15 protein-coding genes are annotated in these 15,966 nt (G+C 66.9%); 9 read left to right on the top strand and 6 right to left on the bottom strand.

The genetic code is table 11. From position 1 onward, the window contains the following. Positions 1-176: 176 nt before the first annotated feature. The 6 genes from NDN01_RS22270 (at position 177) to NDN01_RS22245 (ending at position 5,816) form a co-directional block, all read left to right on the top strand. Positions 177-2,693 (top strand): helicase-related protein, encoded by a 2,517-nt coding sequence (locus NDN01_RS22270; RefSeq protein WP_272624221.1) that lies wholly within the window; start codon positions 177-179, stop codon positions 2,691-2,693. Next, the gene (locus tag NDN01_RS22265; protein WP_272624220.1) at positions 2,686-3,009 is read left to right on the top strand and encodes an RNA-binding S4 domain-containing protein; all 324 of its coding nucleotides are present in this window, start codon (positions 2,686-2,688) and stop codon (positions 3,007-3,009) included. The genes NDN01_RS22270 and NDN01_RS22265 overlap by 8 nt, the downstream gene beginning before the upstream one ends. A gap of 71 nt (positions 3,010-3,080) precedes the next feature. Further along, positions 3,081-3,422, top strand: a complete 342-nt coding sequence (gene fdxA / locus NDN01_RS22260; protein ID WP_272624219.1) for a ferredoxin FdxA — start codon at positions 3,081-3,083, stop codon at positions 3,420-3,422. Positions 3,423-3,651: 229 nt separating this feature from the next. Then, positions 3,652-4,185: a CarD family transcriptional regulator gene (locus NDN01_RS22255; RefSeq protein WP_272624218.1), complete on the top strand. Its 534-nt coding sequence runs from the start codon at positions 3,652-3,654 to the stop codon at positions 4,183-4,185. A gap of 127 nt (positions 4,186-4,312) precedes the next feature. Beyond that, positions 4,313-5,065: a head GIN domain-containing protein gene (locus NDN01_RS22250; protein WP_272624217.1), complete on the top strand. Its 753-nt coding sequence runs from the start codon at positions 4,313-4,315 to the stop codon at positions 5,063-5,065. Between the two features lie 40 nt (positions 5,066-5,105). Further along, positions 5,106-5,816: a GIN domain-containing protein gene (locus tag NDN01_RS22245; protein WP_272624216.1), complete on the top strand. Its 711-nt coding sequence runs from the start codon at positions 5,106-5,108 to the stop codon at positions 5,814-5,816. A gap of 256 nt (positions 5,817-6,072) precedes the next feature. Here NDN01_RS22245 and NDN01_RS22240 read toward each other — a convergent pair whose 3' ends face one another. Together NDN01_RS22240 and mgtE are read right to left on the bottom strand one after the other, a co-directional pair. Next, on the bottom strand, positions 6,073-6,477 hold the full coding sequence (locus tag NDN01_RS22240) for a DUF1489 family protein (protein WP_272624215.1): 405 nt from the start codon (positions 6,475-6,477) through the stop codon (positions 6,073-6,075). Positions 6,478-6,501: 24 nt separating this feature from the next. After that, on the bottom strand, positions 6,502-7,908 hold the full coding sequence (mgtE, locus tag NDN01_RS22235) for a magnesium transporter (protein WP_272624214.1): 1,407 nt from the start codon (positions 7,906-7,908) through the stop codon (positions 6,502-6,504). Positions 7,909-8,105: 197 nt separating this feature from the next. Between mgtE and NDN01_RS22230 the strand changes: the two genes are divergently transcribed. Beyond that, a complete protein-coding gene (locus tag NDN01_RS22230; protein WP_272624213.1) occupies positions 8,106-8,561 on the top strand; it encodes a peptidylprolyl isomerase in 456 nt (151 codons plus the stop codon). A 110-nt stretch (positions 8,562-8,671) separates the two neighbouring features. On the opposite strand, the gene NDN01_RS22225 is transcribed toward NDN01_RS22230, so the two are convergent. Continuing rightward, complete coding sequence (locus NDN01_RS22225) at positions 8,672-9,562, bottom strand: LysR substrate-binding domain-containing protein (protein WP_272624212.1); 891 nt, start codon at positions 9,560-9,562, stop codon at positions 8,672-8,674. A 345-nt stretch (positions 9,563-9,907) separates the two neighbouring features. On the opposite strand from NDN01_RS22225, the gene NDN01_RS22220 reads away from it, so the two are divergent. Further along, the gene (locus NDN01_RS22220; protein ID WP_272624211.1) at positions 9,908-12,202 is read left to right on the top strand and encodes a CDC48 family AAA ATPase; all 2,295 of its coding nucleotides are present in this window, start codon (positions 9,908-9,910) and stop codon (positions 12,200-12,202) included. 50 nt (positions 12,203-12,252) lie between these two features. Here the strand turns inward: NDN01_RS22220 and NDN01_RS22215 are convergent, their stop codons facing one another. Further along, positions 12,253-13,533 (bottom strand): MFS transporter, encoded by a 1,281-nt coding sequence (locus NDN01_RS22215; RefSeq protein ID WP_272628351.1) that lies wholly within the window; start codon positions 13,531-13,533, stop codon positions 12,253-12,255. A 44-nt stretch (positions 13,534-13,577) separates the two neighbouring features. Further along, the gene (locus NDN01_RS22210; RefSeq protein ID WP_272624210.1) at positions 13,578-13,925 is read right to left on the bottom strand and encodes an antibiotic biosynthesis monooxygenase family protein; all 348 of its coding nucleotides are present in this window, start codon (positions 13,923-13,925) and stop codon (positions 13,578-13,580) included. A 137-nt stretch (positions 13,926-14,062) separates the two neighbouring features. Between NDN01_RS22210 and NDN01_RS22205 the strand changes: the two genes are divergently transcribed. Then, on the top strand, positions 14,063-14,677 hold the full coding sequence (locus NDN01_RS22205) for a class I SAM-dependent methyltransferase (RefSeq protein WP_272624209.1): 615 nt from the start codon (positions 14,063-14,065) through the stop codon (positions 14,675-14,677). A gap of 3 nt (positions 14,678-14,680) precedes the next feature. On the opposite strand, the gene NDN01_RS22200 is transcribed toward NDN01_RS22205, so the two are convergent. Next, complete coding sequence (locus tag NDN01_RS22200) at positions 14,681-15,856, bottom strand: phospholipase D-like domain-containing protein (RefSeq protein ID WP_272624207.1); 1,176 nt, start codon at positions 15,854-15,856, stop codon at positions 14,681-14,683. Positions 15,857-15,966: the final 110 nt, after the last annotated feature.

The following is a 15,966-nucleotide window of genomic DNA, read 5'->3' as shown; positions in this document are numbered from 1 at the left end:
ACATTCTCCTAAAGTCAAATTAAGGAATGTCCCGGGGCGAGGCACGCGCGGCGAAGCGTGGCGGCCCTGCGACAAGGAGTTATCAACCGAATCCGCCAGCTATTCGATATGGTTAGCGTTGTTTTTGACGCTGGCAGGTTGCGCAGGGGCGATTGGCACGCGATGTTGCCTTCACGATGAGTCGCGACACCGAACGTCCGGTCACCGCTGTGCTGGGCCCCACCAATACCGGCAAGACCCATTTGGCGGTCGAACGGCTGTGCGGCCATTCGAGCGGCATGATCGGCTTTCCGCTGCGCCTGCTGGCCCGGGAGGTCTATGACCGGGTGGTCAGGATCAAGGGCGCGAACCAGGTCGCGCTGATCACCGGCGAGGAGAAGATCGTCCCGAAGGACGCGCGCTGGTTCCTGTGTACCGCTGAATCGATGCCACTGGATCGCGACCTGGCCTTTGTCGGTATCGACGAGGCACAGCTTGGCGCCGACCCCGAGCGCGGCCATGTCTTCACTGACCGGATCCTCCGCGCGCGGGGCCGCGAGGAGACGATGATCCTCGGATCGGAAGCGCTCCGGCCGATGCTCAAGGCGCTGGTGCCGGGGATCGACATCCTCAACCGGCCGCGCTTCTCGACGCTCAGCTATGCCGGCGCGCGGAAGATCTCCCGACTGCCCAAGCGCTCCGCCATCGTCGCCTTCTCGGCCGAGGAGGTCTATGCCGTGGCCGAGATGCTGCGGCGGCTGCGCGGCGGAGCGGCCGTGGTGATGGGCGCGCTGTCTCCGCGCACGCGCAACGCTCAGGTCGCGATGTTCCAGGCCGGCGAGGTCGATTATCTGGTCGCGACCGATGCGATCGGCATGGGTCTCAACATGGACGTGGCGCATGTCGCCTTCGCCAGCCTCGACAAGTTCGACGGGCACCGCCAGCGCCGGCTGACCGTGGCGGAGATGGCGCAGATCGCCGGCCGCGCGGGGCGGCACCAGCGCGACGGGACGTTCGGCGCGCTGGTCGAAGAGGGGCCGGGCGCCTTCACCCCGGAGGAAGTGCTGGCGATCGAGGAGCATCGCTTCCCGCGGCTCGACTTCCTCTACTGGCGCGACGGCGATCCCGACATGGCGAGCATCGACGCGCTGGTCGCCAGCCTGGAGGCGCGGCCAACCGAGCGGGTGCTGCGCGCCGCGCCGCAGGCGACCGACCTCGCCATCCTCAAGCGGCTGGCCGAAGAGGACTGGGTGCGCGACCGTGTCAGGTCCCCGGCGATGGTCAGGCGGCTATGGGCGGCGGCCGGGCTGCCCGATTTCCGCAAGCTCGGCGTCGACCCGCATGCCCGCTTCGCCGGACGGGTGTTCGGGCATCTCAGCGAGGGGAACGGCCACATCCCGCACACCTGGTTCGCGGAGGAGATCGCCCGTCTCGACAATGTCGCGGGCGATGTCGAGACGCTGGCCGGTCGGATCGCGGCGGCGCGGAGTTGGGCCTATATCGCCAACCGGCCCGACTGGCTCGCCGATCCGGCACATTGGGCGGGCCGGGCGGCGGCGGTCGAGGAACGGCTTTCCGACGCGCTGCACCTCAGCCTGACCCAGCGCTTCGTCGACAAGCGGACGACGATGCTGCTGCGCCAGATCGGCGCCGACAAGGGCGCCCTGCCGGTGACGATCGGGCCCGAAGGCGAGGTGATGGTCGAGGAGCATGCGATCGGGCGGCTCGACGGCTTCCGCTTCACCGTCGCCGCCGACGCGCGGCACGGCGACAAGAGGCTGCTGCTCGCCGCGGCCGAACGCCGCCTGGGCGACGAGCGGGCGCGGCGGGGCGAAGCGCTCGCTACCGCCGCTGAGACGGCGCTGGCGATCGACGACAATGGACCGCCGGCGATTCTGTGGAACGGGCTGAAAGTCGCCGGACTGGCGACCGGGCCATCACTCGCCCGGCCGCGCCTGACGCTGGACCGTGCGCTCGACTGCCTCGATCGCGGGTTGCAGGCCAGGGTGCGGGCCCGGCTGGAGTACTGGATGGCCGGCCAGATACAGCAGCGCCTGCCCGGCCTGGTCGCGCTCGATGCGGCGCAGCGCGATCCGTCGGCGACGCCGCCGCTCCGCGCCGTGGCCGCCGCCCTGGTCGGGGCGGGCGGGATCGTCGCGCGGAGCGGGATCGACGCCGCGGTGGATTCGCTCGACGCGGCGGCCCGCAAGAGGCTGCGCGCGGTCGGCGTGACGATCGGGGCGCTCGACCTGTTCGACCCGCGGCTGCTCAAGCCCGGCCCGGCGCGATGGCGGCGGATGCTGATCGCGGCGCAGGCAGGGCACGCGCCGGGGGCAGCACCGCCCGATGGCGCGACGGTGCTCGCCCGTGGCGCCCCGGGCGCGACGCTCGCCGACGGCTTTCGCCCGCTCGGCAACCAGGCGGTGCGGGTCGACCTGGCCGAGCGGATCGCCCGGGCCGCGCATGAAGCGCGCGCCGGTCGGAAGCCCTTCGCCCCCGACCCCGCGCTCGCCACCTCTATCGGCGTGACCCCCGAGACTCTGGCGCGGTTGATGGCGGCGCTCGGCTTTCGCATGGCCCCGGCACGGGAAGAACATGCGCAGGCGGGAGCGCCACACTGGGTATGGCGGGGGCTTACCCGTGCCAAGGTGGCCCCGCCGCCACGCGATAATGCCTTTGCGGCGCTGGCCGGACTGCGCTCCACGCATGGCTAGTGTCGGGGCTAGCATCGGGGCTGGCGGCCAGACGATGCGGCTCGACCGGTTCCTCTGGTTCGCGCGGCTCGCAAAGACGCGCAGCGCCGCCCAGAAGATCGCCGGCGAGGGCCGGCTGCGGCTCGACGGGCGTGCGATCGACCGCGCCCATGCAAGTGTTCGCATCGGCAGCGTGCTGGCCTTTGTCCAGGGCGACAGGGTACGCGCGATCCGGGTGGAGGCGCTGCCGCCACGGCGGGGGCCCGCACCCGAGGCACGCGCCTGCTACACCGACCTCGTCATTGAGAACGTCTCGCATCAGGCTTCGGGCGATTGACGACGGCGGCGACGGGGCATAGCAGACGGGCGTTTCGTCGGACCCGTGTGTTCCGAGCTGGGGAGTTTGCAATGACCTACGTCGTCACCGATGCCTGCATTCGCTGCAAGTACATGGACTGCGTCGAGGTTTGTCCGGTCGATTGCTTCTATGAAGGCGAGAACATGCTGGTGATCAACCCCAGCGAATGCATCGATTGCGGCGTGTGCGAGCCCGAATGCCCGGCCGAGGCGATCCTGCCCGATACCGAGAGCGGCCTGGAAAAATGGCTCGAGCTGAACAACAGCTTCTCGTCGCAATGGCCCAATGTGACACGCAAGGCCGACCAGACTCCCGCCGACGCCGACGAGCACAAGGGCGAAGAAGGCAAGTACGACAAATACTTCTCGCCGGAGGCCGGCAAGGGCGACTGATCAGCGGCTCTTTTCGTCGCATCCATACTATTTTTCGCACGGACGGCCCGGAACGGGCCTAGTGCGGCTGGTAATTTTATTACGACTCTGCTACATGAGGTAGGACGGAGGCGCGGATTCGCGTCATCCGGCTGGAGACGTTTAAATCAACACCCCCTTATCGCGCGCACGCAGCAACGCTGCTGACGCGCACCCTCAGGGGAACCAGTCCACGGAAAGGCTCAACGGAATGGCTGCCAAGGCGCTGTCCTTCGACGTCGGCGATTATGTCGTTTACCCCAAGCACGGCGTTGGCCGTGTCATCGAGCTGCAGCGGCAGGAAATCGCCGGCATGCAACTCGAACTCTATGTTCTCCGCTTCGAGAAGGAGCGCATGACGCTCCGCGTACCGACCAACAAGGCCGAGAGCGTCGGCATGCGCAAGCTGTCGTCCGACAAGACGCTGCGCGAGGCGCTCGACACGCTGACCGGCAAGCCGCGCGTGAAGCGCACCATGTGGTCGCGCCGTGCCCAGGAATATGAAGCGAAGATCAATTCGGGCGACCTGGTGTCGATCGCCGAAGTGGTCCGCGACCTGTTCCGTGCCGACGACCAGCCCGAGCAGAGCTATTCGGAGCGCCAGATCTTCGAAGCGGCGACCAGCCGCCTCGCGCGCGAACTCGCCGCGATGGAGCAGGTCGACGAGCCGACGGCTCAGGAAAAGATCCTGGAGATCCTGCGCAAGGCCGCGGCGATCCACAACAAGGACAAGACGCCCGCCTGATCGCGGCGTCCGATCCGGAACCAGCAAGAGGGGCGGCCGGCAACGGCCGCCCCTTTTTCGTTGGCCCTTTTCATTTGCGCGCGCTTTATAGGTGTGTTATTCACACAATACACACACGGAGGATATCATGCGTCTCATTGCCCTGATCGCGGCCCTGCCGCTGACCGCCATTCCACTGGCGGCCTGCTCGTTCACATCGGGCGGCAATGATTCCAAGCCCGGCGTCACCGGATCGGGCAGCGGCACCACGCGCAGTTATTCAGTGGCGAATTTCACCGGAGTCGCGCTACGCGGATCCGACGATGTCGACGTGCGCGTCGGCACCGGTTTCTCGGTGCGCGCCGAAGGGCCTTCGGAGGAACTCGATCGACTCAAGATCGAAAAAGTCGGCGACACGCTTCGGATCGGCCGGATCAACCGCGACGGCTTCAATTGGGGCGGCGGCAGCCACAAGGGCGTGAAGGTCTTCGTGACGATGCCGCGCATCGCCGAAGCGAGCATTGCCGGCTCCGGCAACCTGGCGGTCGACCGGGTAGAGGGCCAGAGCTTCAGCGGCTCAAGCGCCGGGTCGGGCAATCTCGAGGTCGCAACGGTCAACGTCGAGACCGGCAAATTCTCGGTCGCCGGATCAGGCGGCATGAAGCTGAAAGGCAACGCCAGGAAGCTGACGATCGACGTCACCGGATCGGGCGATGTCGACGCGCCGGGGCTGACCGCCCAGGGCGCCGAGGTATCGGTCGCCGGGTCGGGCAGCGTGCGTGCCGCCGTAAAGGGCGGCGCGGCGGTATCGGTCGTCGGCTCGGGCGATGTCGATCTTGGTCCGGGAGCCCGCTGCGCAACCTCCAAGAAGGGGTCCGGCGAGGTGAAATGCGGTAGCTGAGCCTCTTGCCTGAAACCGCGATTGGGCCGATGCCGGGCGGATGATCCGTCATCTGTCCGCGCTGGCCCTGCTGCTTCTGCCTATGTCGGCGAGCGCGGCAAACCGAGTCTATGCGATCGGCAGCTTCGACCGAGTCCGCGTTGACGGGCCGTTCCAGGTCAAGCTTGTGACGGGCAAGTCGCCGGGTGCGCGCGCCGATGGTGACGCCCGGGCGGTCGATACGCTCGATGTCCGCGTCGAAGGGACAACCCTGATTGTCCGGGCCAGCGCCAACGGCTGGGGTGAACAATCGGGCGGGGGGAGCGTGAGCGCGCCGGTGATCAGCATCTCGACGCTGGCCATCCGCGGTGCAACCCTTATCGGCGGCGGCAGGCTGAGCGTCGCCGGCGCGGTCAAGGGCCAACGGATCGACCTGCAGGTGACGGGCAGCGGCACGCTCGACGCGGCCACGCTTGATGCCGATCAGCTCAACGCGACCCTGGTCGGATCGGGCGGCATCAAGCTTGGCGGGCGAGCGGCCAAGGTGCGGCTGATGACCAATGGAACGGGCGGGATCGACGCCGTGCCGCTGAGTGCAGGCGATCTCACCCTGCTGCTCGACGGCCCCGGCGAGATACGCGCGACCGCCCGGTTCACCGCCAATGTCACCTCAACCGGGCTGGGGTCGGTTACCGTCTATGGCAAGCCGGCCTGCACGGTGAAGGCGATCGCGGGCGGCCCGGTGAGCTGCGGCAAGCTGGCCGCCCCCTAGGCCGGATCGACAGTCACGTTATCGGAACGATGGCAGCGAAGACAAGGGTTCGCGCAGAGGGCGCCGAGACCGCAGAGTTCATTCCCGGACTCGATCGTCGTGCACCGGCAAGCCGCCTGTTTTTGGACGTGTTTTTCATCGCAAACCACCCATGCGGCTGACCGGCCCTTCCCAGCGTCCTCCGCGCCTTTGCGCGAACCATCTTGTGCCGCCGAGGGGCCAGTTCCGAATGTCGATCCGACCGAGGACGCGTACCCTAAATCAGGCCCAGTCCGGCAAGCTTGCCCATCAGCGCGGGCGGCATCTGATCGCCCACCGCCATGTCGCCGTCGAGATCGGCTGGCGCATCCCCATCCTCGAGATAGCGCCAGCCCTGGTGCGCGCGCTTTGGTCGGGCCTGGGTGAGGATCAGCTTCGGATCGATATGGATTGCCACCCGGCCGCCCTCCGCCTCGCCGAATCGCAGGATCGGCGAGCGCGCGATGAGCTGATGCTTGATAATCCAGAACAGCGACCCCTGCCCTGCAATCTCCTCGTGACGCTTGGGCAGATAGCGCGTGGTCAGGAACACCGGGCCAGCCTCGGCACGGGCAAGCAGCCGCTCCGCGAGATGGTCGACGCCGGTGGCGCCGAACGCGACCTTGGTAATATGCAGTGTCATTTCAGCGATTTGGGAAGCCGGGGGTCAGCCGCCAAGGCCCCATAGGGTAGCGAGACCGAGGAACGAGAAGAAACCCATCACATCAGTCATCATCGTCACGAATACCGCCGACGACACGGCGGGATCGACCCCGGCCCGTTCGAGGCCGACCGGGACCAGCACGCCCGACAGGCCGGCGATCACATTGTTGATGACCATCGCCATCGCAATGACGATGGCGAGATCGCCATTGCCGAAGACGAGATAGGTGCCGAGCCCGATCAGCAGGCCGAGCATCGAGCCGTTGGCCGCCGCGATGCTGAATTCCCGGAAGATCATGCGCCGTGTGTTGGAACTGGTCAGCTGGTTGGTGGCGAGCGCGCGCACCACCACCGCAAGCGTCTGGGTGCCGGCATTGCCGCCCATGCCGGAAACGATCGGCATCAGCACCGCGAGCAGGGCGAAGCGCCCGATCTCGCCCTGGAACAACCCGACCACCGAAGCGGCAAGCATCGCCGTGCCGAGGTTGACGATCAGCCAGGTGATCCGCGTCCGCACGGTGAGCCGGATCGGCTCGTTGATGTCGCCCTCGCCCGCGCCGGACAGCCGCAGGATATCCTCGCCCGCCTCTTCGGAGATGATGTGGACGATGTCGTCGACGGTGATCATGCCGACCAGCCGCCCGCCCGAATCGACCACCGCCGCCGAGATCAGCGCATATTTCTGGAAACGGAGCGCGACTTCCTCCTGGTCCATGTCGACCGGGACCAGTGTCTGTTCGCGCTTCATCACGTCGCCGATCGACACGGTGCGCGGCGCGCGCAGGATCCAGGAGAGCTGGCAGGTGCCGACCGGCTTGTGAGACGGGCCGACCACGAAGATCTCCCAGAAATCGGTCGTCAGTTCCTCATGGCCGCGCAGATAGTCGAGCGCGTCGCCGACGCTCCAATGCTCCGGCACCGCGATCAGCTCGCGCTGCATCAGGCGGCCGGCGGATTCCTCCGGATAGGACAGCGCCTCCTCGATCGCGGCGCGGTCGTCCGGATCGAGCGCGCGGAGCACGGCCTTCTGGTCGTCCTCCTCCATGTCCTCGATGATCGCAACGGCGTCGTCGGTATCGAGCTCCGAGGCGATATCCGCCACTTCGTGCGGCTCGAGCGCGTCGATCAGGTCCTCGCGGACATAATCGTTCATCTCTGCGAACACGTCCGCGTCGAGCAGGTCGGTGATCGCCTTGGCAAGATCCGCGCGTTCTTCGTGCGGGGTCAGCTCGAACAGGTCGGCGATGTCGGCCGGGTGGAGCGGCTCGACCAGCGCGCGTGCAGCCTCGGTATCGCCGGCATCGACCGCATCCAGCACGGCACGGACGAATTCGGGCTTCAGCCGGTCGTCCTCGTCGAGCTGGCCGGTCTCAGCTTCATCCTCGGCTTGGCTCAGTTCGGTCTCGTTCATCCTGACCTCCCATAGCCGTACGACGCCAGCCTCTAACCTCCCGCGCGGCCAAAGCCAAATCGCCATGACAGCATTTGCGATGCGATCGAAAACCGCCGCATCGACTGTCCGGCCCATGGCCATTCGGCGTTGCCTGCCATTGCGGATATCGAAGACGGTCCCTAGGTGCGGGGACCTTATTTCTTCAGGAGCCCGACATGGCCGATTCCCCCGAAACCCTGACCCTGACGCTCGACGGCGGCGACGTGACGATCAAGCTGCGCCCCGACCTGGCGCCCCAGCATGTCGCGCGCATCGTCGAGCTGGCCAATGACGGCTTCTATGACGGCGTCGTCTTCCACCGCGTGATCCCCGGCTTCATGGCCCAGGGCGGCGACCCCACGGGCACCGGCATGTCCGGCTCCGACAAGCCGAACCTGCCCGCCGAATTTTCGAAGGAGCCGCATGTCCGCGGTGTCTGCTCGATGGCGCGCGCGCAGAGCCCGAACAGCGCGAACAGCCAGTTCTTCATCTGCTTCGACGATGCGCGCTTCCTCGACGGCCAGTACACCGTCTGGGGCGAAGTGACCTCCGGCATGGACCATGTCGACGCGCTGCCCAAGGGCGAGCCGCCGCGCGAGCCGGGCAAGATCGTCAAGGCACGAGCTGCCTGAACCTGATCTCCTCCCGTCAGGGGAGTCGCACGGGTGGGACTCACCGGGAACGTCCGGATTAGTCTCCCACCCCAACCCCTCCCCTGAAGGGGAGGGGCTTTTAAGGAGGGTCATACCTCCGGGTCGCCGATCGTTTCGATCAGCCAGTCGTGGAACAATCGCACGGGCCGCTGCGCCAGCGAGCGGGGGCGGCAGGCGAACCAGTAGCTGTACGGGCTCTCCACCGCGATATCGAACAGCTTCACCAGCCGGTCGTCATGCGCGTCCTCGAAATGGCTTTCGTGCATGAAGGCGATGCCGAGCCCCTGCGCCGCCGCCTCGAGCATCAGCGCGCCCGAATCGAAATGGTCGATCGCCAGCGGCTCGAGATCGTCGAGCTTCGCGGCACGGCGCCACGCCGTGAACGTATCGGGCATGTCGCGGTGGACGAGCGCGGTGAGCCCGGCGAGCTGTTCGGGCCGGGTAACCGGATTGGCGCCCTCGACCAGCGCCCGCGCACCGATGACATAGACCGAATTGCGGTCGAGCCGCTTGCCGTACAGGGCCGGATCGATCTCCCGCGCCAGCGCGATCACTGCATCGAGACCATCGCCCAGCCGGGCAAGACCATGAGCGGCGGTGTCGATGTCGAGATGAAGTTCCGGATGCTTCGCACGCAGCTCGGCCAGGCGCGGGAACAGGCGCTGCGACGCGAACAGCGGCAGGATGCCGAGGCGAAGCCGCAACACGTCGGTGCCGCTGGTCATCATCTCGACCGCATCGGACAGGTTGTCCAGCGCCGGCGCGATCTGCTGGAGCAGGCGTTCGCCATCGGCATTCAGCACCACCGCCTGGTGGCGGCGATCGAACAGGGGCTTGCCGATGAAGCGCTCAAGCGCCTGGATCCGGCGGCTGAGCGCCGGCGGCGACAGCGCAAGCTCCTGCGACGCAGCCTTGATCGAGCCGAGGCGCGCGACCTGGACGAACGCCTCGATCGCGGTCAGAGGCGGCAATCTGCGCATGGTGTCAGCGTTCCCTTCACACGCGCATTGTGCGCTGCATCATATACCCTGCGTTCCAAATCTATCATCGTCCCTCGCAGGATTGCCAGCAATGATTGCATCGAACGCAATTGCATAGACTCGTTTCGCACTTGCAGCATAATCCGCTGCGCCGCATATAGGCGAGGCCTTTCAGGCATCCTCTCCTAAAACTTTCAAGGCCGGCCCTTTGGGGCTGGCCCTTTTTTTGCCTGCTTCCAGTGGCTTACCTGAAGCAGGCAACCCCTTCCTTTATCTGCCCCTCGTATCTTCGGAACCACCATCCTATCTCGCGCGCTCAACTTTGCGTTCTCGAGGGGATCTCACATGGCCGATGGCGAAGCGCCGATTCGGAAATTGCAGGTGGCGAATGCCCGGCCCGAAGACAGCGGCCGCGGGCTGGCGCATGTCCCGCGCGCGCTGATGGCGGCGCTTGGCATCGGCGAAGGCGATGTGATCGAGATCGTCGGCAAGTCGACCACCCCGGCGCGCGCCGTCGCACCCTATGCCGAGGACGAGGGGCTTGAGATCATCCGGATCGACGGCCTGCAGCGCGCCAATGCCGGTGCCGGCTCGGGCGATTTCGTCGAGGTGCGCAAGGTCGAATCCAAGCCGGCGACCCGAATCGTCTTCGCCCCCGCACAGCAGAATCTTCGGCTCGAAGGGTCGTCCAACGCGCTGAAGCGCACCTTTTTCGGCCGGCCGGTCACCCAGGGCGACGTGGTCGCGACCGCCGGGCAGCAGCGCGTCGACAACATGCCCCCGGGCGTTCAGCAATTCCTCCGCGCGCCGGCTTATGCCCTGCAGGAGATCCGCCTCGCGGTGATCGCGACATCGCCCAAGGGCGTCGTTCATGTCGACGAGAATACCGAGATCGAGCTTCGCCCCGAATATGAGGAGCCGAAGGAGGCGCGCCGCGCCGACGTCACCTATGACGATATCGGCGGCATGGGGCAGACGATCGACCAGCTCCGCGAAATGGTCGAGCTGCCGTTGCGCTACCCAGAGCTGTTCCAGCGGCTGGGCGTCGATCCGCCCAAGGGCGTGCTGCTCCATGGGCCCCCCGGCACCGGCAAGACCCGGCTTGCCCGCGCCGTCGCCAACGAAAGCGCGGCCGAGTTCTTCCTGATCAACGGCCCGGAGATCATGGGATCAGCCTATGGCGAATCCGAGGGCAAGCTGCGCCAGGTGTTCGAGGAGGCCGCCAAGAACGCGCCCTCCATCGTGTTCATCGACGAAATCGATTCGATCGCGCCGAAGCGCGGGCAAGTGTCCGGCGAGGCGGAGAAGCGCCTCGTCGCGCAGCTGCTGACCCTGATGGACGGGCTGGAAGCACACGCCAATGTCGTGGTGATCGCCGCGACCAACCGCCCCGAGGCGATCGACGAAGCGCTGCGGCGTCCCGGACGGTTCGACCGCGAGATCGTCGTTGGCGTGCCCGACGAGCGCGGCCGGCGCGAGATCCTTGGCATCCACACCCGCGGCATGCCGCTTGGCGACAAGGTCGACCTGAACGAGCTGGCGCGGACCACCTACGGCTTCGTCGGCGCCGATCTGGCGGCGCTGGCCCGCGAGGCGGCGATCGAGGCGGTGCGCAAGATCATGCCGCGCCTCAACCTCGCCGAGGGGACTATTCCGCCTGAAGTGCTCGATACGCTGGCGGTGACGCGCGAGGACTTCCTCGATGCGCTGAAGCGTGTCCAGCCGAGCGCCATGCGCGAGGTGATGGTCGAGGCGCCGCGCGTGCGCTGGGAAGATGTCGGGGGGCTCGACAAGGCCCAGTCGCGCCTCAAGGAGGGCGTCGAGTTGCCGCTGAAAGACCCGGACGCGTTCCGCCGGCTCGGCATCCGTCCGGCCAAGGGCTTCCTGCTCTATGGCCCGCCCGGCACCGGCAAGACCTTGCTGGCCAAGGCAGTCGCGCGCGAGGCCGAGGCGAACTTCATCGCCACCAAATCGTCCGACCTGCTGAGCAAATGGTATGGCGAATCCGAGCAGCAGATCGCCCGGCTGTTCGCCCGCGCGCGGCAGGTTGCGCCGTGCGTGATCTTCATCGACGAGCTCGATTCGCTGGTGCCCGCCCGCGGCGGCGGCCTGGGCGAGCCCCAGGTCACCGAACGCGTGGTCAACACCATCCTGGCCGAGATGGACGGGCTGGAAGAACTCCAGTCGGTCGTGGTGATCGGCGCGACCAACCGCCCCAATTTGATCGACCCGGCCCTGTTGCGGCCGGGCCGCTTCGACGAGCTGGTCTATGTCGGCGTGCCCGACAAGGCCGGGCGGCGTCGCATCCTGGCGATCCAGACCGGCAAGATGCCGCTCGCTGACGATGTCGATCTGGATGAGATGGCAAGCCGGACCGAACGCTTCACCGGTGCCGACCTGGAGGATTTGGTCCGCCGGGCGGGCCTGGTCGCACTGCGCCAATCCCTGTCGGTCGCCGAGGTGACCATGGCGCATTTCGAGGAAGCGCTGGAGGATTCCCGCGCCTCGGTGACGCCGGACATGGAGCGCGAATATGAGCAGATGGCCGCGCGGCTGAAGCAGGAAGCATCAGCCATCCAGCCGATCGGCTTCATCTCCCCCGGCCAGCTCCGTCCGCACGGGCCGAAGGGCGCCGATTGAAGGTCAACCGAAGCATTGCCCGGGTCGAACTCAGCCGTTCGTGTCGATGGTTATTCGGGACGAACGGGCACGGAGGGCGGATCGAGTCTCGACCCGGGTGAATCCCGCAACGCCACCCAGCAATAGCCGAGCAGAAGGATGAGCGCCGCGCCTGCCGTCAGATAGGGCAGCGCGTGCTGCGCTTCGTACAGGCCGACCCCGATCGATGGCCCGAGCACGAAGGACGCGCCGTTGATCGAGGTCACCTTGCCCGCGACCGACCCTTGCGCCGCATGGCCGACGGCGAGCGACGAGCCGGCGGTGAAGCCGGGCCGGGTAAAGCCGAAGCCGATCGAGGCAAGCGCATAAGCGGTCGCGATACCATAGAGCGAGGTCGCGAGCCCGGTCAGCGCGCAGCCCGCCGCGCCGACGACAAGGCCGACCAGGATCAACTGGCGCGGACGCATGTCGAGCAGCGGGATGATGCCCCATTGGACCAGCAATGCGGCGCCGGCGCCCATCATCAGCACGATCCCGGTCGGCTGGAGCGCGTCGGCCGGCGCGAGGTGAAGCCGGTCGATGACGAGGAAGCCGACCGCCTGGCTGGTCATCGCCTGAGCGTGGCCCATCACCAGTCCAGCGACCATCCAGGCGCGGACGCGCGGATCGAAATAGCCGACTCGCTCGCTGTGCGGCTCGATCGCGGCGGTGATGCTTGCGCCTGAACTCTGACCGCCGATCGAGGGATAGGCATTGGCCGCGCCGTGCGTGCCCGGTTGCGGCGTCCGGTCATTGGGCAGGCGCTTGAGCACCGCGACATAGATGCCGGTCGCGAACAGCGCGAAGATGAAGGCGGGACCGGACAGGCCGATCTCCACCGCGCCGATGCTGCCGAGGATCAGGAACGGCGCGATCGCTGGCCCGAGGATCGTGCCGAGCCCGAAGGCCGAGCCGAGCAGGGTGAGCGCCCGGGTCCGTTCCTCGCGGCTGGTGCGCCCGGCGACCAGCGCCTGGACCGCCGGCGGCGCGGCCGACCCGAATGTTCCATAGATCAACCGGCCACCGATGAAGCAGATGAACGCCGCGGTGCCGCTGATCCAGCCATTGATCCCCGCAGCGAGAAAGACGCCGCAGAGCAGCAGCGATACGCAGAAGCCGCCGACGCCGAGCAGGATCATCGCGCGCCGGCCATGCCGGTCCGACCGGTTGGCCCAATAGGGCGCCGCGATCACCCAGAGCAGGGCCGATACCGAGAACGCCGCAGCAACGGCGCTGTCGGGGACTTTCAACGATCGGCCGAGGGCGGGCAGCACCGATTGCAGCGCAGTGTTGCCGGCAGCGATCGTGAGCATCACCAGGAACAGCAGCGCGAAATCGCGGTTGACCGCAGGCGTCTTCAACCCCGGTCCCTGGCCTTTTCCCCGGCCCTTTCCCAAGCGTAGGAGCGCTGCGCCGCGCAGACGATCACCTCATAGCTCTCATACCAGAGCGCACGCCCGGTATCGCGGATCACTTTGTGCTCGGGATGGTCGCGCCAGGCCAGCGCCGCAGCCTCGTCGGCCCAGAAGCTGAGCGTGATACCGAGCCCGTCGGGCCCGCGCGTGCTTTCGATTCCGCGATAGCCCGGCTGGGTCGCGGCGAGCGACGCCATCGCCTCGGCCGCCTCGGCATAGCCGGCGTCGTCCGCGACAGTCCGGCGCGAAAGGAAGATCACCACGATCTGGCCAGTCCGGTCGTCGCGCATGCGCCTCGCTTAAACGCTTCGGGTCCATGCGCAACCCCGAACGGGACGCATGCAGGGCGGCGCGCGGACCCTAAGACTTGAATGTTCGTTACAGGATTGCGACAGATACCCGTGAATCACGAAAACAAGGATCGCCAGTGACCGTTTCAACCACTGCCGCGCGACGCCAGCGCAGGGCCGCCGCCGGAGTGTCCTCACCCTGGGCCATGTTCTTGAAAGGGTTCATGAAACATCCCGTGATGGTAGGATCGATCGTCCCCTCCTCGGGCAAGCTGATCCGCAAGATGCTTGGTCCGGTGGACTGGAAGAACACCAGGTTGTTCGTCGAATACGGCCCCGGCGTCGGCACCTTCTGCCCGCATGTCCTTGAACGGCTCGCCCCGGACGCGACCTATCTCGCGATCGACACCAATCCCGATTTCATCCGCTATCTGCGCCACGAGATTACCGACCCCCGCTTCCTGGCGGTCGGCGGATCGGCGGCCGACGTGCGCCAGATCATCGAGGATCACGGTTTCGACCATGCCGACTATGTGCTGTCGGGGCTGCCCTTCTCCACGCTTCCCGCCGGCGTCGGCGACGCGATCGGCCAGGCGACCGCCGACGTGCTCCGGCCGGGCGGCGCCTTCCTGGTCTATCAGTTCTCGCCCAAGTGCCGCGACTTCATCGAGCCCTATATCCCGAAGGTCGACCACGACATGGAATGGTGGAACGTACCGCCGGCCCAGCTCTACTGGGCCTGGAAGGAATAAAGATCAGGGCCTGCGGAGCCGCCGGCGCGGCCCGAAATTGAGCCCCTTCGTCACATTATAGTCGAGCACGGTCATCACGAAGAAGGCAGCCGCCTGCTTCGTGCGGACCCACCAGTTGGTGCGGGCCTTGTACAGCGCCGTAGTGATCCGTTCCGACTGGGCGACTTCCCCGTCGACATAGGCGCGGACATGGGCGGCGAAGACCTTGTCGTCGATGCGCAGCATCATCTCGAGGTTGAGGAACAGGCTGCGGATGTCGTAATTGGCCGAGCCGATATAGACCACGTCGTCGATCACGAAGAGCTTCGTATGGAGCTTGGTCGGCTGATATTCGTAGATTTCGACCCGCTTGCGCAGCAGCCCGGCATAGGTGAAGCGCGACGCCCAGATCGCGGCGCCATGATCGTTCTTCGACGGCAGCACGATTCGCACCCGGCCCCGCATGCCGGCGCGGTCGAGCCGCTTGAGCATGCCGGGGCTTGGCGCGAAATACCCCGCGATGATGTCGATCGCCTGGGCGCTTTCCAGATCCCGCTTCACTGCCCGCGCCCAGGGCGACAGCCGCCGTGTCGGTCCACCGAACAGCCAGCGCGTCCTGCCCTCCGGCTCGCTCCATGTGCCGAGCGCGCGACGGAGCGAGCGTAGCGGCGCCCTGGGTTGCTTCGACCAGCGCGACAGCGCGTCGAAATAGCCGGCGATATGCTCCGCGGCGGGGCCTTCCACCAGGAGCCCGAGATCGCGCCATGCCTGTTCGGCCGGCGTGCCGAAATAGCTGTCCTGCACGTTGAAGCCGCCGATGATCGCGCGCGCCTCGTCCGCCAGCGCCAGCTTCTGGTGGTTGCGCAACAAATACCGGCGGCCCCAGCGCGGCACGAAGCGGCAGACATCGACCCCGGCCTGGCGCAGCGGCTCGAAGAAATGATTCTGCTCGGCATGCTCGCTGCCCAGCCCGTCGACCACCAGCGACACTGCGACACCGCGCGCCGCCGCATCGAGCATCGCCTGCCGTACCCGCGCGCCGGCATCGTCGTCGACATAGATGTAGTAGATGATCCGAAGCGTCCGTTCGGCCCCGGCGATCAGGGCGATCAGCGCTTCGAGCCGGCGCGGGCCGGTATCCAGCATGGTGAGCGTGTTGCCGTCGACGGTGAAGCTCGGCTGGACGGCAGGTTCGGTCATCTTGCAGATGTGGCCGCGCATCGGGACGGGGGCAAGCCGGATTCCTTGACTCTTGCCGGTCCGGGCCCTAGATCGCCGGTCTTCATTCTATCGTTGTTTGCGAAGGAAGC

This window comes from Sphingomonas sp. QA11 (assembly GCF_028473665.1).
GTDB lineage: Bacteria > Pseudomonadota > Alphaproteobacteria > Sphingomonadales > Sphingomonadaceae > Sphingomonas > Sphingomonas phytovorans.
The sequence above is the reverse complement of the archived record's forward strand: the minus strand, read 5'-3'. Positions and strand labels throughout refer to the sequence as shown.